Origin of the sequence: Streptomyces sp. NPDC006134 (genome assembly GCF_040628835.1) — a bacterium.
GTDB lineage: Bacteria > Actinomycetota > Actinomycetes > Streptomycetales > Streptomycetaceae > Streptomyces.
In genome coordinates, this window is the sequence record NZ_JBEXTV010000101.1 from 1 (window position 1) to 13,986 (window position 13,986).

The window sequence follows — 13,986 nt, forward strand, 5'->3', positions numbered from 1 at the left end:
CCCACCCCCGGCGTGAAGTCCCCGCCACGGCCGGGCCCGGCCCCGCACCCCGTCTACTGGGGCTCCCCGGCGGAAACACGGGCGGGGCCCGGTTTCCCGGCGCCGGGAAACCGGCCCTCGCGGCACGGGCACGTGCCTATCCGGCAGGGGCAACCTGGCTGTCCCTGTGCTTGTTCAGCAGGTCCAGCATCTTGTTGAACTCATCCGGTGGCATCTTGTGGATCAGGTACTGCGCGGCGGTTACGCCATCCTCGTAGGGGAACCGCTTCAGCTGCTGTCCTGTGCCCTGGCCGTTCCCGACCGGTGCGTCGTTGTTATGGGAGCGCGCCTCGGGGACGGACTGCTCGGTCCCGCCTCCCTGCTGCCGGTCGTTCTTGCCCTGCGGCGCCGGACCGGGATTATCACGGCGTGATAGTTGGCGCTTCTGCCCTCCCCCGCCGACCGGTGAGTCAACTGGCTTCGGCGGCTTCGGCGTCTGCTGCCGGTCCTTGCGGCGGTCGGCAGCGGCGCGCTCGTCGGCTTTCTTCTTCTGCTCTGCGGGGGAGAGCTTGCCCAGGTTCCGGACGTGCTCCACCATCCGCACACCCGTCGCCAGGTCTTTCTGGAGTTCTGGTGACAGCTTCAGCAGAGACAGCTTGCTGGAGATGGTGGCCTGGGGGATGCCAAGGCGTTTGGCGGTCTTGGTTTGAGAACCGTAGTACTCCACCAGCTGCTGGAGAGCGTGGGCTTCCTCGAGGTCGGTCATGTCGTCGCGGTGGTAGTTCGCGATGAACGCGGCCTCGAGGAGAGACTCGTCGGTGCTGACTCGGGCGTTGTCGACGCGGACGGGGATGGTGGCCAGGCCTACGCGGCGGGCGGCCTCGAGGCGCCGGTGGCCGTCGACGACGATGTACTGCGTTCCGTCGTCCAGGTCGTCTGCGCGGTCGGGACGGTCGCGGAGGTAGGCGTCGGTGGTGGCCACGACGATGGGCAGGATGATGCCGACTTCGCGGACCGACTCCACGGTCTCGTCGAGGTTGCGCAGGTGGTTGCGCGGGTTGTCGGGGTTCTCGCTGATGAGGGTCACCGGCAGTTCGGTGATTGCCGCGGTGGCCGCGTTGTCGCCGCCGATGGTGCGCTCGATGGCGTTGCGGCGGGAGCTGCGGGCACCGCGGACCGCTCCGAAGGCGGGTGCTGCTCCCAGGGTGTCGGCCTTGCTCAACGGGTTGCTCCCCTCGCAACCTGCCGCATGGCCTCCGCCTGGCCGCTGTGCGGGGCATAGGAGAGCAGCGGCATCCGCTTGCGGACGGCTTCCCGCTGCTCCTTCAGGTCGCCGATGACGGCGAGGACCTTGGGGTCGCCGATGGCCTTCCAGTTTTCCAGGGACGAGGTGGCGACGTAGCCGCGGCGCGAGTCGTACAGGTTCACCACCAGGCCGAGGTAGTCGACATCGAGGGAGAGGTCTTCGCAGAGGTCTTCGATCTGCTGGGCGAGCATGCTGTAGGCGGTGGCGGAGGAGTCCTCGGCGAGGACGGGGATGATGACACCGGAGACGCCGGCGGGTTCGCCGCGGCGGCGTCGGCCGTAGTAGAGGGCGGCGTCCATGGCGATGCCGAGGCTGGGCGGGCAGTCGATGATGATGACGTCGTAGTCGGCTTCGAGGGGGCGCAGGGCCATCTCGAGTGCTGCTTCCTTCTGGAAGCCGCGCTTCTGTGTGGCGACGACGGCGATCTTTGCGTCGAGGAGGAAGCCGTCGAAGCAGGCCGGCAGCACGTGCAGCCGCTTCTCGAACCGGGGGTCCTCTATTTCCACGACCAGGTCGCGCAAGTCGCCTTGGCCTTCGCCGCACATGTGGGAGACCAGGCTGTCGTGGTCGGGTTCGATCTGCGGGACTGCGAGCTGCTCGCTGAGGTGGCCTTGGGGGTCGAAGTCAACGATGAGGACCCTCTTGCCTGCTTCGGCGTAGGCCTGGCCGATGCCGGCGGAGATGGCGGTCTTGCCGACGCCGCCCTTTTGGTTGCCGACGATTTTCCGTTCGGGGTCGGTGGCGGGGCCGCCGTGCTGGGGCGAAGGGTTGGCATCGAGCCAGTCGCGGATGGACTGGGCCAGGCCTTGGGTGTAGGAGACGCCGCGGCTGGTGCACGTGTCCTTGAAGTCTTCGTACAGGCCTGGGGGGAGCCAGGTGGAGAACGACCTGGCGCCGGCGGTGTCGACTTCCGTGCCGGGGGCGGTGTGTTCGCGCCAGGTGTTGATGGCCGCCTCTACGGCGTCCTGGATGTCCAGGCTGAGTTCGGCGGCACGCACTTTGAGCTGTTGCTGGAGGGCCGAGGGCAGCTTGGACGCTACCTTTTCCCGGTCTCCGTCAGGGTATGGAGAGGCCATGGCGTCACCTTACTGACTTCCGTGACGTCTGTGGCATCCGATTCGGGCTACTTGACAGGGTTTCACCCTGCCGATGGGTGCTGATTATCACGCCGTGATAGTTGGCGGAGGCAGCACACGTACGGCGGCCGGGTGGGACGGGGATTATCACGGCGTGATAATCCCCGTCCCACCCGAGGCGAACACCCGACCTCAAGGCGCGGCAGGTCATCGATGACGCCGTGCCCGGGGACGGCACCCCCGTCCCTCTATACGCAGTTCGCACTCCGTGCCCTGCCAACGGGACAGCTCCGCGATTGCGCGTGGTTTCCTGACTGCATGCGATGGCAACAGTGACCAGATGAAGACGGTTGCGTGGAAGGCACGTTCGCGCGGGCGGATCCACTCTCGGATCGTTCACGGCAGCGGTCGGTGTTTCTGGGTGTCCCGTACCGGCTGGGTGTCTGCCGTCGACGCGGAGTCGGGGCGCCTCGACTGGCGGGTACACCTGCCCGAAGCCGTCGCACGCGTGGCGTCGTTGGCCGTGTCCGACGGTCTCGTGTACGTCGCTGGAGCCCGCCATGTCATGGCCCTGAGTCAGGACGAAGGCCGCACGCTGTGGATCACAGACCTCGACACTCTCAGCAGCAGACCCGAGTCCCTGCCGCCCCGGAAGAAACCCCACGAGGCGTTGGGAGCCCAGCTCACCCCCGCCACGAGTGGGGTGGTGGCGCATCACGGCTGGCACATCCACTTCCTGGACCGACGGCACGGGACCCGCCTCTGGAGCCAGGAGCTCAAGTCGTCCCAGGGGCCCGTGGCCGTCGAGGGAGACATCGGGGCTGTGAGCGGCAGCGAGCACTGCTGGGGCATCGATCTGCACAACGGCAGCGTTCGGTGGACGGCAGAGCTGCACGACTACTTCTTCAACCACGCCCCGGCCGTGGTGCGCGACGGGGCCGCCTACTCCCCCACCGGGAACGGCGGCCTGCTCGCCGTCGACCTGCAGACGGGCCGCGAACGGTGGAGGCAGCACGGCCCGGCCCCCGTACCGCTGGGCGGCACTGCCGCGATGGGGCACGGCGTCTACCTGGCCCCCGTCGTCGGAGCCCGCCACGTGGTCTACGGCACACGTCTGGGCCTGCTCCGGTGCCTTGACCGGGCCACAGGCAGGATCCTGTGGTCTGATGTCGTACGCCCGGGAGCCGTCTTCGACCTAGCCCTTCTCGATGACTACACCTTCGTCGCCGGCGACCGGCAGGTCGTGGCCCGCAGGATGACCGACGGTGCGGAGAAGTGGCGACTGGTCCCCTCCCGCCGCCAGTCGAGCTTGATGACCGTCATGCCAGATCGTCTTCTCTACCCGGCAGGCCGATCCGTCATCGCCCACACAGTGGAGTGAGGGCCGTACGACCTCAGCGCACCGAATCAGGTACGGGCCTGATGCAGATGCGGGTGGCAGGTTCTGTCAAGCGGCCTGGAGGGCCGGTGCAGTCATGACGGTCTCGAATTCGACGGGGGTCAAGCGGCCGAGCGCGGCTTGCCTGCGGCGGCGATGACAGGTCCGCTCGATCCAGGTCACGATCGCGATCCGCAGTTCCTCACGAGTGGTCCCGATCCGGCGGTCGAGGACGTTCTTCCGCAGCAGACTGAAGAAGGACTCCATGGCCGCGTTGTCGCCGGCTGCCCCGACTCTCCCTGTCGCCCCAGCCATCTGGTGACGGTCGAGGGCCCGGACGGATTTCCGGGAACGGAACTGCGATCCGCGATCGCTGTGCAGAAGGCACCCGTCGACGCCCCCACGCCGGGACACGGCGTTGTCCAGAGCGGTCACAACCAGGCGGGACTTCATCCGGCCATCGATGGAGCAGCCCACGATCCTGTTGCTGAAGACGTCCTTGACCGCGCACAGGTACAGCTTCCCCTCACCGGTGACGTGTTCGGTGAGGCCAGCGAGCCACAGCCGGTTCGGGCCGGCTGCGGTGAAGTCACGGCGGACCAGGTCGTCGTGGACTGGCGGGCCGGCCTTCTTTCCCTTGCCGCGCTTCTTGCCGAACACGCTCCACCAGCGGTTGTCCCGGCAGATCCGCCATGCGGTCCGGTCCGCCATCACGGCCCCGGCGCCGCGTGCCTCGTCGGCCAGGAAGCGGTAGCCGAACTCCGGTCCGTCACGGTGCGCGTCGAACAGCGCGTTCGCGCGATACGCCTCCTCCAGCACGGCGTCGGCAACCGGCTGGTCCAGCCGGCGGCAGCAGGGCTGTCCGGCGAACTTCAGCACCCGGCGCGCAACCGCGACGGGCACCCCGTCCCCGGCCGGCTCCTCCACGAGCGGGTAGATCCTTTTCCCGGCGGACGCGCCTGCGACAGACAGGCCACCGCCCGGCGCAGAACCTCGTTCTCCTGCCCCAGCAGCTTGATCCGCCGACGCGCTCCCCGAAGCCCGGTGCTCTCCTGGCTGATCGTTCCGGGCTTGGTCCCGTCGTCGATGTCCGCGCGACGCATCCACTTCCACAACGTCATCGGACGGACCCCGAAGCCGGTGGCCACCTGCTCGACCGCCACACCCGGCCCGCGGTTCCTCGCGACCCGCACGACGCCCAGGCGGAACTCTTCCGGACAAGGCTTGGGCACAGCGACATCCCTCCCGCCCGACCGATAGGGCAAGCCGGTTCAGATGCCACCCGATCGTGCGGCAGACCTGTGCCCTGCTGGCGCAGCAGGGTCGCTCCCGGATGGCGCCGGCGAACACACCGGTGCGGCTGCCCGCGAAGCGCCCGGGGACGACGCGGGCCTCTTCCAGGGCTCCCAGCCCAGTTCGAGCATCAGCCGCTGCTGGGGGTCCATCGCCAGGGCCTCGCGCGGGCCGACCCCGAAGAAGGCCGCGTCGAACCCGGTGACGGCGGACCAGGCCGCGTTCCAGGCGACGAGGTCGAAGTTCCGGTCGAGCAGGACGGCGGGGCTCACCGGCCAGGAGTCCAGCATGGGCTGGAGTGCCCCGTTCACCGGACCGCGGGACGGGCTCGTCTCGGGCTCGTAGGAGCCGGCCAGCCGCAGCACACGGCGCATCTCGGCGTCGTCGAGCCGCAGCGCACGCCCGACGGACTCCAGTACCTGTCGTGAGGCGGTGGCCCTGCCCTGCTCCAGCCAGGTGTACCAGGCGATGCTGACCCCGGAGAGGGAGGCGACCTCTTCCCGGCGCAGGCCGGGCCGTCCGGCAGCTGGATGCTTCGACTCAGCCGCGGGTGGTCGTCTTCCACAGCCGGACCGGCATGTGACTCACATGCCCACGCTCCTGCTGGCGCCGCCACGCGGCCTCGCCGACGGCCCGGAAGAAGTCCGCGCGCAGGCCGGGCTCGGCCATCCGGCTGTAGTAGTCGCCGAAGGCCGCGGCGTGGAAGTGCTCGTACTCCGCCGCACTGCCGGCCTGGACCACGGCGTCGCGCTCGGCGCTGGTGACGACCCGCAGGTCCCGCTCCAGGAGCCGGCGCAGCTCCTCGGCCGACGGAATGATCACCTGCTCCAGGACCTGGCGGTTCTCCGGCTCGGGCAACGCAGCATCCACAAGGCCGCTTTCCCCCACCAGGTCCTCCATGCCGGTCGAGCTCGCACGGTGCAGGACCGAACGGAGCTGTTCGCGTTCCAAGGTCAACACAGCAAACGTACGTGACAAGAACGCAATTCGCACGCGATACGTACGCGATAGGTACGCTATCGGTACGCTTCTGGTGTAGTGTGTCGGTCAGGAGGTGCTCCATGCCCGAGTCCGTGTCCGAGTTGTTCGACGCGGTCGACGCGCTGCTCGCGTCCCGCGCCCCGCTGCCGCCGCCCGAGGAGCGCAAGCGCCTGCGCAAGGCCCACGGCCTGACGATCGACGAGATCGCCGCAGCCCTGAAGGTGCGCCGGGCCACGATCAGCGGCTGGGAGTCCGGCAAGACCGAGCCCCGCCCGCCGGAGCGCGACGCGTACGCACGGCTGCTGGATGGGCTCGCGAAGCTCTACCCCGCCTCGGCCAACACCACCGCCCCGAACGAGGACACGGCGGTGCCCGAGACGTTCGCCGGGCCGGCCACCCCGGCGCCGGAAGCACAGACTCCGTCCACAGGACAGACGTCCGAGGCTGCGGCCATGACCGCTGACGAGAACACCCAGTCCCACCCCGCCACGCTTCCCGCCCCGGCCGCCACCGCGCGCCCGGCCCGGACCACCAGGAGCACGACGACGTCGCGCCGTCCGGGCGCTAAGAAGGCAGCCTCTGCCAGCTCGCGGGGCAGCGACGCCCGCTTTGCCAACGGCCCGCTCGCGGTCGTCGACGTCGACGCCGACGGCCATGTCCTGGCGTACTGCACCGGCGGCCTGGTCCTGGACGTGCCCGCCAAGTCCCTGCCGTCCCTGGTGGACTGGACGCTCAAAGAGGCGAAGCTCGGTCAGCCGAAGCTGTCCGGGCCCGGCAAGGACGCCGACCCCCTGCTCGTACTCACCGAGGCGGCGCTGAAGCGCTACGGCCTGCCGACGGCGCTCACCGAGGAGGAGCGCCTCGCCGGACGTCTGCCGGAGGACCACAAGGTCATCAAGCAGCTGGCCCGGATGGAGTGGAAGCTGACGAAGCGCGGCTTCGGCCCGTGGGCGCGGATCTACCGTCCCGCCACCGGTTCGGAGCGGGCCTGCGTGCAGCTGTGCATCCCGTCGTGGGGGGCGCTGGACACGCGGCACTGGGGCGCGGCCGGGCAGCTCCCGCCGGCCGAGCTCGCCCGCGTCTTGGGCGTGTACGCCTCGCGGGTGATGACGCCGCGCGGCTCCACGGCCGTGACGGGCCTGGAGCTGATGACCGCGCTGCACCCGCCGACGCGCGCCTCCGAGCCGGACGCCGACGGCCGCCGGCACTCCGAGCACAACCCCGGCTCGCTGGGCAAGGACGCCATCGACCCGATGAACTGGCCGCCGTGCGAGGTCCCCGACGGCCACCCGGTCCTCAAGGATCTGCCCCGGTTCCACGTGCGCGGCCCCGGCGAGAAGCTGTTCGAGGAGGCGTACGACTGGGCACGGCCGATGACCGATGCCGAGTGCACCCTGCGGCACCTGGTGGGCATCGACGTGAACATGGCCTTCGCCGCCGGCGCGAACGGTCTGACCGTCGGTCTCGGTGAGGCGACGCACGTCAAGAACCCGGTCTTCGACCCGAAGCTGCCCGGCTCGTGGCTGGTGGACCTGTCCCACGTCGACCTGTCCCGGGTGAGGGCCGGCAAGGAGTGGGTGGAGCTGGACGGCAGCCTGCTGCCCTCCCCGTTCACGCCGAAGGGCGAGCGCCCGACGGGGCCGGCCTGGTACGCCACCCCGACCGTCGCCTACGCGGTGGAGCTCGGCTACGAGGTGCGCCCCATGGAAGCGTACGTCCGGTACGACAACGGCCGCTACCTGGACGGCTGGTACACCCGGCTGCGTGACGCCTACCTCGCCACCATGGCCGACCTCGGCGTGCACGCCGACATGGCGCCGGCCGACTTCCTCGCCGCGATGGACGGTCACAAGGACCGTGACCCGGAGCTGGCGATCGTCGTCTCGGCCATCAAGGCGACGGTGAAGGGCGGGATCGGCAAGCTCCGTGAGCGCCCGCGGGGTGAGGGCTGGCGGCCGGGTGAGCCGTGGCGCGCCCTGTCCCGCCCCACCTGGCGGCCGGACATCCGCGCGGCGGTCATCTCCCGCACCCGGATCAACCTGCACCGCAAGATGCTCAAGCACGCGGCGTTCACCGGCCAGTACCCGGTCGCGGTCCTGTCCGACTGCGTCGTCTACGCCTCGAACGGGCCCTCGCCGCTGGACTTCCTGCCGTACCGGGAGGGCAAGCCGCTGCCCGGCGGTTTCAAGCTCGGCATCAACCCGGGCCTGGTCAAGCACGAAGGCACCCAGACCGTCCTGTGGGGCGAGGAGGTCCGCGAGCGGTTCGACGCCCCGGAGCTCAACCTCGCCCGCTACATCAAGGACGGCACCGTCACCGACATCGACAACGGAGAGTAGGAGTAGGCCACGATGAGCCTGTTCGGGGACGGTCTGGACGCCGCGGTGCAGAAGGCGTTCACCCGCCCGGCGCCCAAGAGCGCGCCCGCGCGGATGCGGTACCTGGTCAAGCAGCTCAAGGGCACCAAGGCGGTCGCACAACTGCTGGGCATCTCCCAGCGCACCGTCGAGCGGTACGTGAAGAACCAGATCAAGAAGCCGCGTCCCGACCTCGCGGAGCGTCTGGAGCGCGAGGTGAAGAAGCGGTGGCAGCCGCAGATCCGGGCCAAGGCCCGCCGGCAGGCGGCCACCACCGGCGGCATCGTCATCGACACCCGGGCCCGCATGGGTTACACCGCACCGATCGGCTCCACCGATGAGGGCCGCGTCCGGCACCTGACCGTCGCGCTGCCGCCCCACTTCGCCGCTCGTCTCTTCGAGGCCCAGGAGGCCGGCGGCACCGACCAGCGGCTCCAGGAGATCGCGGCCGAAGCGCTCAAGGAGGTGTACTTCCAGGACGGCGGCCGCCGCGCCGGCTCCCTGGAGGAGGTCCACTTCACGGACATCGAGCACCTCGAGTTCGAGCTGTAGCCGCCGCGCCCCGAACAGCTCGCGAGCCACGGACCTGAGCCGAAGCACGGTAGTTGTCACATAGGCAGTCTTGTTGTCACCTGCAGGGTGCGGTGCCGGAAGGTTGTCCTCTCAACTCTTGACGGCCTCTGCGATCTGCTGGGCGGCCTGGGCGGGGGTGAGGTGCGTGGTGTCGACGACCTCGGCCTCGGCGTGCAGCCACTCGCGGGCCGCCTCGGCGTAGGGCTCAAGGTATTGGAGCCGGAACGGGGAGTCGGGGCCGAGAACGGTGTCGCCCGCGATGCGCGCGCGGAGAGTGTTCTGGTCGGCGTGGAGGACAAAGTGCCGGACCGGAATACCGTGCTCGGCAAGGCCCGAGCTGATCTCGCGCCAGTACCGCTCGACCAGGACGGTCATGGGCATCACCAGGGTGCCGCCGGTGTAGTCGAGGACGCGCCGGGCGGTCTCGACCACGAGCGGCCGCCACGGCGGCCAGTGCTGGAAGTTGTCCGTCGCAGGCAGCCCTGGCTTGATGTCCATGAGCGTCTCGCCGACTTTCTCGGCGTCGAACACCCGTGAGTCCGGAATCAGCTGTTGGACGAGCGCGCTGGTCGTCGTCTTGCCTGCGCCGTGCGTGCCGTTGAGCCATACGATCATGGACTTGACGCTAGCGTCGTGCGGGCCGCGTGGACAGAAAGAGTGGAAAACCCGGTGCGGTCGATCGCCTTGGCCAGTTGCTCGGCGTGGTCGTCGAGCAGTGGCTTGAGGGCCCGGTAGCAGGGGAGGCCGTCTCGTGTGCCTGTCTCCTTGAGCCAGTGGCAGACGTTGTGCCGCTGTCGGCTCCAGACGGCACGCAGCTCGGGATCCTCGCCGATGTCTGGCGGGCAGGGGGCGAACTCTAGTTCGCCGCCGGTGACCACGACTGGGAAGCGCGGATGCGCACCATTACCGAGATGCAGCCGGACATCACCAGGTGGTTCGGCCGCGACGTGTGGTCCCGCGCAGTCAACGACGCGGGCTACGCCGTCACTCGCCGCTGACGTCAGCGCGCAGGGACAGGCAGGGCGCCACGGACGACCAGCTGCCGCCCGTACGGGGTGGCCATGGGCTCCATCTGGATGCCGGTGCGCAGCGGCTTCACCGAGAAGCGGAACCCTTGGCCGGGCCGTGGCAGATCAGTCCGGTCGGGGTGGGGATGCCGATGCCGTCGGGGGAGAGGGTAAAGCCGAGCCCGGCATAGAAGTCCGTCAGCTCCGGCTCGTGCGTGGCGTACAGGACGGCCGTGCCCAGCTTCCCGGCCTGACGCGAGCCGGCCGCCTTCGCCGCTTCGGCCACCAGGGCGCGCGCGACGCCCTGGCCGCGCCACTGCTCGACCACCGCGAGGGAGTCCAGGCAGGCGACCAGACCGGCGATGATGTGCACGTTGGGCGATCCGATGAGCACGGGGTGGGTGAGGGCCCACGTCACCGGCAGCATGAGCATCCCGCCGACCAGCGCGCCGGACGACGTCTCCTCCACCACCCGCGCGTACGTGGGCTTCTCCGGATCGAGGCTCTGGTCGATCACGTTACGCAGCGCCCGCCATGACCCGTCGGGGTTATCCGGGTCGGCCAGCCGGATCACCGGCTCCAGCGGGGCCGTGCCGGCGCGGGCCGCGTCTCGGATCACGAGGCCGTCCGGCAGCTCCGGAACGCTCACCGGGATGACCTCTCCCGGCTGCACCGCTGACCGGTCAGCCGTACTGGGGGCCGCATACATGCGCTCATCCAGCACGTTCCCCGAGAACAGACGCTCCGCCTCGCGGCACGCTGGATTCCCCGACCGGCGGGCGCCCTTGCGCGCCCCTGTTCGCTTCCCCACGGCGTTCCTCCCCTTTGTCACCACGGCCCTCCCCCACCCGACACCCTTCCGAACACCGCCCGGCAGCAGACGACTTGGGCGCGGGATCCATGCCTCTGTCCACAGGCGATCCGTGGCCTTCCGATCGCATGAGCGATCACGAGCAGCAGCAGCCGGCCCTGCGCCGCGGCAAGGTCCTGGAGTCCCTCGCGCGGGCGGAGCGGAAGGTGTTCACCCGGCCCGCGCCGAAATCCGCAAAGACTCAGGTGAAATTCCTCCTCACGCGGGCGAAGGGGTCGGCCAAGGCCCTGGCGGAGCGCCTGGGCGTCTCGCGCCGCACGGTGGAGCGCTACCGCGCCGGGAAGCTGACGACCCCGCAGAAGCGCCTGAAGGCCGCCCTGGTGGAAGCGACCGAATCCGAGTGGAACCGCAGGTCAGAGCAGAGGCGTGCGAACAGGCAGCCACCTCCGGCGGCATGATGGTGGAGCTGACCGCGTACTTCGGATTCACGTGCTCGGGCAGCTCGAACGACGGTCGCATACGCACCATCACCCCCCGATCTCGCCTACCTACGCGCGGCAAATCCTGGATCTCCAGGAGGCCGGTGCGACGGAGGAGGATCTGCATCCGATTGTCGCGGAGGCCATCACCGAGTCGTATTTCACGGAGTGGGGCACCCGCGCCGATGGTCTGCGTGCGGATTTAACGCACGTTCAAGCCATCGAGTTCATGTTCTGAATCGGTCGAATTCCGGGCCTTCTATAAAGCAATCCTGCGGGTCGTCGCAGAAGCGTTCCGGCGGCGGCCCGCTCTCATTTCTCACCACGAATGCGAGGTCGAAGATGACCAGGATGTGGCCACCCGGCGGCAGTACCCGTCGACCGCTCGCCCCGCGAGCCGGTCGACCCGGCCCGCATCGGCCGCCGGGTCGTACGGCGCCGGGCGAAGGGGATGGACGCCGGCGCCGTCGCGGCGGCCCTTGAGGAAGCGCGGTTCGACGCCCGGCAGGCGTCCTGGTTCGAGGACCTGGCCGACGACGTCCGCGGCCGGGCGGAGCTCGCGGAGTGGGAGCGCCTCGCGCAGCTGCTCGCTGCCGCGCCGTCGGGCATCGTCTACGACCCGGACACCGACGAGGTTGTCCAGGCCGAGCTCGCCGCCGACGCCGCGGCCGCCGCCGCCCGCGAGGAAGCCGCCGGCCTTCTGACGCCGCCGGTCCTCGCGCACGCCGCGCTGCTCGCCGAACTCGCCCGCCTGGTCCCCGGCGCCGACGTCGACGAGCTGGCGTTCGCGGCCAGCGCCCCTGGGCCGCCCCTGCGCCGGATCCTGGCCGGGATGGAACCGCTGGTCGAACACGAGCGGCCGCATGTGTGCGGACAGAGCCCCGTCGTCCCGCCCGGCCGTCCGGCGCTGCCGCCGCAGCCCGTGGACGCGGCCCCGGTGATCCGCCAGCCGCTGCCGGCGAACGATGCCTTCGGCGACCCCGTGCCGGTCCGGTACTCGCTGGAGGAGGCGTGGAAGAAGGGCATCCTGCCGTGGAAGGCGCCGACGGCACGCACCTCCATGCGCAGACGCTCCCCGGAACGCGGCATCCCGGTGCCCGAAGGCAGGCTGGAGGGGCAGACCGTCCGGTACACCGAGGACGAACTGACGACCTGGCGCGCGGCCTGGGAGAAGCAGGCCGGCCCCACCACCGGCCGACCGCCCGCACGTCCGGAATCCGCGTCACGCTGACGCAGAGTGAGCGTGACAGCAGCGTCACGCCCACCCGGAAAAGTGTCACGCCCGGTGTCACGCCGTCACCAATACGTTCCTGTTTGTCCTTTTCTGGTTGCCTGTAGGGGCCTCCAGGCCGGTTTTCGATCCAGGGGAGCGTGACAGCCTGATCGGGCCTCACGCGCACTCGGGGGCAGCACGGAACGTAGTCGCGTGCCGGGTTCGTCCGGAGTGCTCCCGGGCCCGCTTGCCCGGCGATACCGTGGTGAGCAACGCCAGTTCTGCCCTCTGGAGCCCTCGATGAGCGAACAGCCGGCCCCCGCCGACACCGCCCGGCAGCAGCTGGAGCCCGCGGCCGCCGACGCGGTCCGCGCGTACGCGGCCAAGACCCGCGCCGACGCCGACCGGTTCGCCGCCGTCCTGGAGGACATCGCCGCCAACGGCCTGCCCGACCCCGAGCAGTGCACCCCGTGGGAGGAGCTGCGCGAGGCCCACCTCGCCCGCCTCGCTCGGCAGCGCCCGGCCGTCGTCTGATGGCCCCGCAGCACGGCCCGCGCCGCGCCCGCATCACCTTCTCCGACTCCGCCGCCAAGCAGCTGGAACAGGTCACCAGCGAGGCGGGGATCCACGCCCTGGACCGCGCCCTGGTCGTCGTCTCCGTCGACCCCGAGGTCGGCGAGCCGATCCCCGGCGACACCGCCGGCCCCTATCTGCGCGAGTACGCCGACGAAGTCGAGCGAGTCCGGCTCCTGTACTGGGTGACGGCCTTGAAGACCGTGGTCGTTGTCGCGTACCTCGAGGTCTGACCGCGACGTCCTGGACCAAGCTGACCGCGTACGGCTGGCCTCTCCGCATGTCCATCGGTTGATGAGGGATCGGGTCTGTCATCTGATGAGGGATCGCTCGCGTACAAGGGAGACCTAGGACTGACTGACCTGATCACGGGCGCGCTCTTCCTCACCCGCCGAAGGCGAAGTACCGGAAGTACGGTCGGCCAGGCAGACCTCGCCACAGAGCCCGCTTGTAGATCTCTCCCCCTGAGGGCGAAGCTCGCTGCGCGGGCACACATCATCCGCCGCCATCTGCACTGAGGCACCCCGCCCGCTCGACGCACATGATCCTCCCCGGCACTGCACGGCCGTCTGCGGCGTTCTGACGCCATCCGGGCTCCCGAGCGACGATCAGGCCCCCAGAGGCGCTCACAGCGCCGTACAGCGCCTTGCCCGCTCACACGGCGTTGCTGACCGGGAGGAGCCGACACCGGCAGACCGCGCGCAGCCGCCTCCTCGGCGCTGACCGCCCCGCCCCGCCCCCGACCCCTACTCTCAGAGGGAAGGATCTACAACCCGCACATAGGTACTACCTGTACTAACCCCTATTGGGGTGCAAGACGGCCCCGCCACCGGGCCCCAGCCGCAGGGCCTCAGCAGCGCGGGGGGGGGGGGCGCCCGCCGAGCGCGGGGGCAGCGCGGGGGGGGCGGGGGTGGCGGGGGGGGCGAGGGGGATCCCGCCGGTGGAGACGTCGTCCGCTAG

The 13,986-nt window shown here is 70.0% G+C and carries 15 protein-coding genes and 1 pseudogene; 8 read left to right on the forward strand and 8 right to left on the reverse strand.

The annotated features are described in order from the left end of the window. Positions 1-136: 136 nt before the first annotated feature. Entirely contained in the window at positions 137-1,201 is a 1,065-nt protein-coding gene (locus ABZ340_RS35315; protein WP_358785985.1) for a ParB/RepB/Spo0J family partition protein, read from the reverse strand. Then, complete coding sequence (locus ABZ340_RS35320) at positions 1,198-2,361, reverse strand: ParA family protein (RefSeq protein ID WP_358785986.1); 1,164 nt, start codon at positions 2,359-2,361, stop codon at positions 1,198-1,200. The genes ABZ340_RS35315 and ABZ340_RS35320 overlap by 4 nt, the downstream gene beginning before the upstream one ends. Before the next feature lie 340 nt (positions 2,362-2,701). Here ABZ340_RS35320 and ABZ340_RS35325 point away from each other — a divergent pair, with 340 nt between their 5' ends. Continuing rightward, the gene (locus tag ABZ340_RS35325; protein ID WP_358785987.1) at positions 2,702-3,742 is read left to right on the forward strand and encodes a PQQ-binding-like beta-propeller repeat protein; all 1,041 of its coding nucleotides are present in this window, start codon (positions 2,702-2,704) and stop codon (positions 3,740-3,742) included. Positions 3,743-3,808: 66 nt separating this feature from the next. Here the strand turns inward: ABZ340_RS35325 and ABZ340_RS35330 are convergent. From ABZ340_RS35330 to ABZ340_RS35345, 4 genes and pseudogenes are all read right to left on the reverse strand, one after another. Further along, positions 3,809-4,971, reverse strand: a protein-coding gene (locus ABZ340_RS35330) for an IS3 family transposase (protein WP_358785998.1) whose coding sequence is annotated in 2 segments (ribosomal slippage) — positions 3,809-4,684 and positions 4,687-4,971 — 1,161 coding nt in all. Because the reading frame shifts where the segments join, the coding sequence is not laid out codon by codon here. A 39-nt stretch (positions 4,972-5,010) separates the two neighbouring features. After that, complete coding sequence (locus ABZ340_RS35335) at positions 5,011-5,406, reverse strand: beta-ketoacyl synthase N-terminal-like domain-containing protein (protein WP_358785988.1); 396 nt, start codon at positions 5,404-5,406, stop codon at positions 5,011-5,013. 3 nt (positions 5,407-5,409) lie between these two features. Then, positions 5,410-5,541 (reverse strand): annotated as a pseudogene (locus tag ABZ340_RS35340) (helix-turn-helix transcriptional regulator); the annotation flags it as partial. A 31-nt stretch (positions 5,542-5,572) separates the two neighbouring features. Beyond that, positions 5,573-5,989 (reverse strand): hypothetical protein, encoded by a 417-nt coding sequence (locus ABZ340_RS35345; protein WP_358785989.1) that lies wholly within the window; start codon positions 5,987-5,989, stop codon positions 5,573-5,575. 116 nt (positions 5,990-6,105) lie between these two features. Here ABZ340_RS35345 and ABZ340_RS35350 point away from each other — a divergent pair, with 116 nt between their 5' ends. Beyond that, positions 6,106-8,352 carry a helix-turn-helix transcriptional regulator gene (locus ABZ340_RS35350; RefSeq protein WP_358785999.1) on the forward strand — a complete coding sequence of 749 codons (2,247 nt, stop codon included), beginning with the start codon at positions 6,106-6,108 and terminating at the stop codon, positions 8,350-8,352. 12 nt (positions 8,353-8,364) lie between these two features. Continuing rightward, the gene (locus ABZ340_RS35355; protein ID WP_358785990.1) at positions 8,365-8,922 is read left to right on the forward strand and encodes an XRE family transcriptional regulator; all 558 of its coding nucleotides are present in this window, start codon (positions 8,365-8,367) and stop codon (positions 8,920-8,922) included. A 111-nt stretch (positions 8,923-9,033) separates the two neighbouring features. Here the strand turns inward: ABZ340_RS35355 and ABZ340_RS35360 are convergent, their stop codons facing one another. Continuing rightward, entirely contained in the window at positions 9,034-9,558 is a 525-nt protein-coding gene (locus ABZ340_RS35360; RefSeq protein WP_358785991.1) for an AAA family ATPase, read from the reverse strand. A 480-nt stretch (positions 9,559-10,038) separates the two neighbouring features. Further along, on the reverse strand, positions 10,039-10,599 hold the full coding sequence (locus ABZ340_RS35365) for a GNAT family N-acetyltransferase (protein WP_358785992.1): 561 nt from the start codon (positions 10,597-10,599) through the stop codon (positions 10,039-10,041). Positions 10,600-10,889: 290 nt separating this feature from the next. On the opposite strand from ABZ340_RS35365, the gene ABZ340_RS35370 reads away from it, so the two are divergent. The 5 genes from ABZ340_RS35370 (at position 10,890) to ABZ340_RS35390 (ending at position 13,259) form a co-directional block, all read left to right on the forward strand. Then, complete coding sequence (locus ABZ340_RS35370) at positions 10,890-11,219, forward strand: HTH domain-containing protein (protein WP_358785993.1); 330 nt, start codon at positions 10,890-10,892, stop codon at positions 11,217-11,219. 31 nt (positions 11,220-11,250) lie between these two features. After that, entirely contained in the window at positions 11,251-11,478 is a 228-nt protein-coding gene (locus ABZ340_RS35375) for a hypothetical protein (protein WP_358785994.1), read from the forward strand. A gap of 213 nt (positions 11,479-11,691) precedes the next feature. Continuing rightward, positions 11,692-12,471 carry a hypothetical protein gene (locus ABZ340_RS35380; protein WP_358785995.1) on the forward strand — a complete coding sequence of 260 codons (780 nt, stop codon included), beginning with the start codon at positions 11,692-11,694 and terminating at the stop codon, positions 12,469-12,471. Between the two features lie 282 nt (positions 12,472-12,753). Then, positions 12,754-12,987: a hypothetical protein gene (locus tag ABZ340_RS35385; protein ID WP_358785996.1), complete on the forward strand. Its 234-nt coding sequence runs from the start codon at positions 12,754-12,756 to the stop codon at positions 12,985-12,987. After that, entirely contained in the window at positions 12,987-13,259 is a 273-nt protein-coding gene (locus tag ABZ340_RS35390) for a hypothetical protein (RefSeq protein WP_358785997.1), read from the forward strand. Before ABZ340_RS35385 ends, ABZ340_RS35390 begins: the two co-directional genes overlap by 1 nt. The last annotated feature ends 727 nt before the right edge of the window (positions 13,260-13,986 follow it).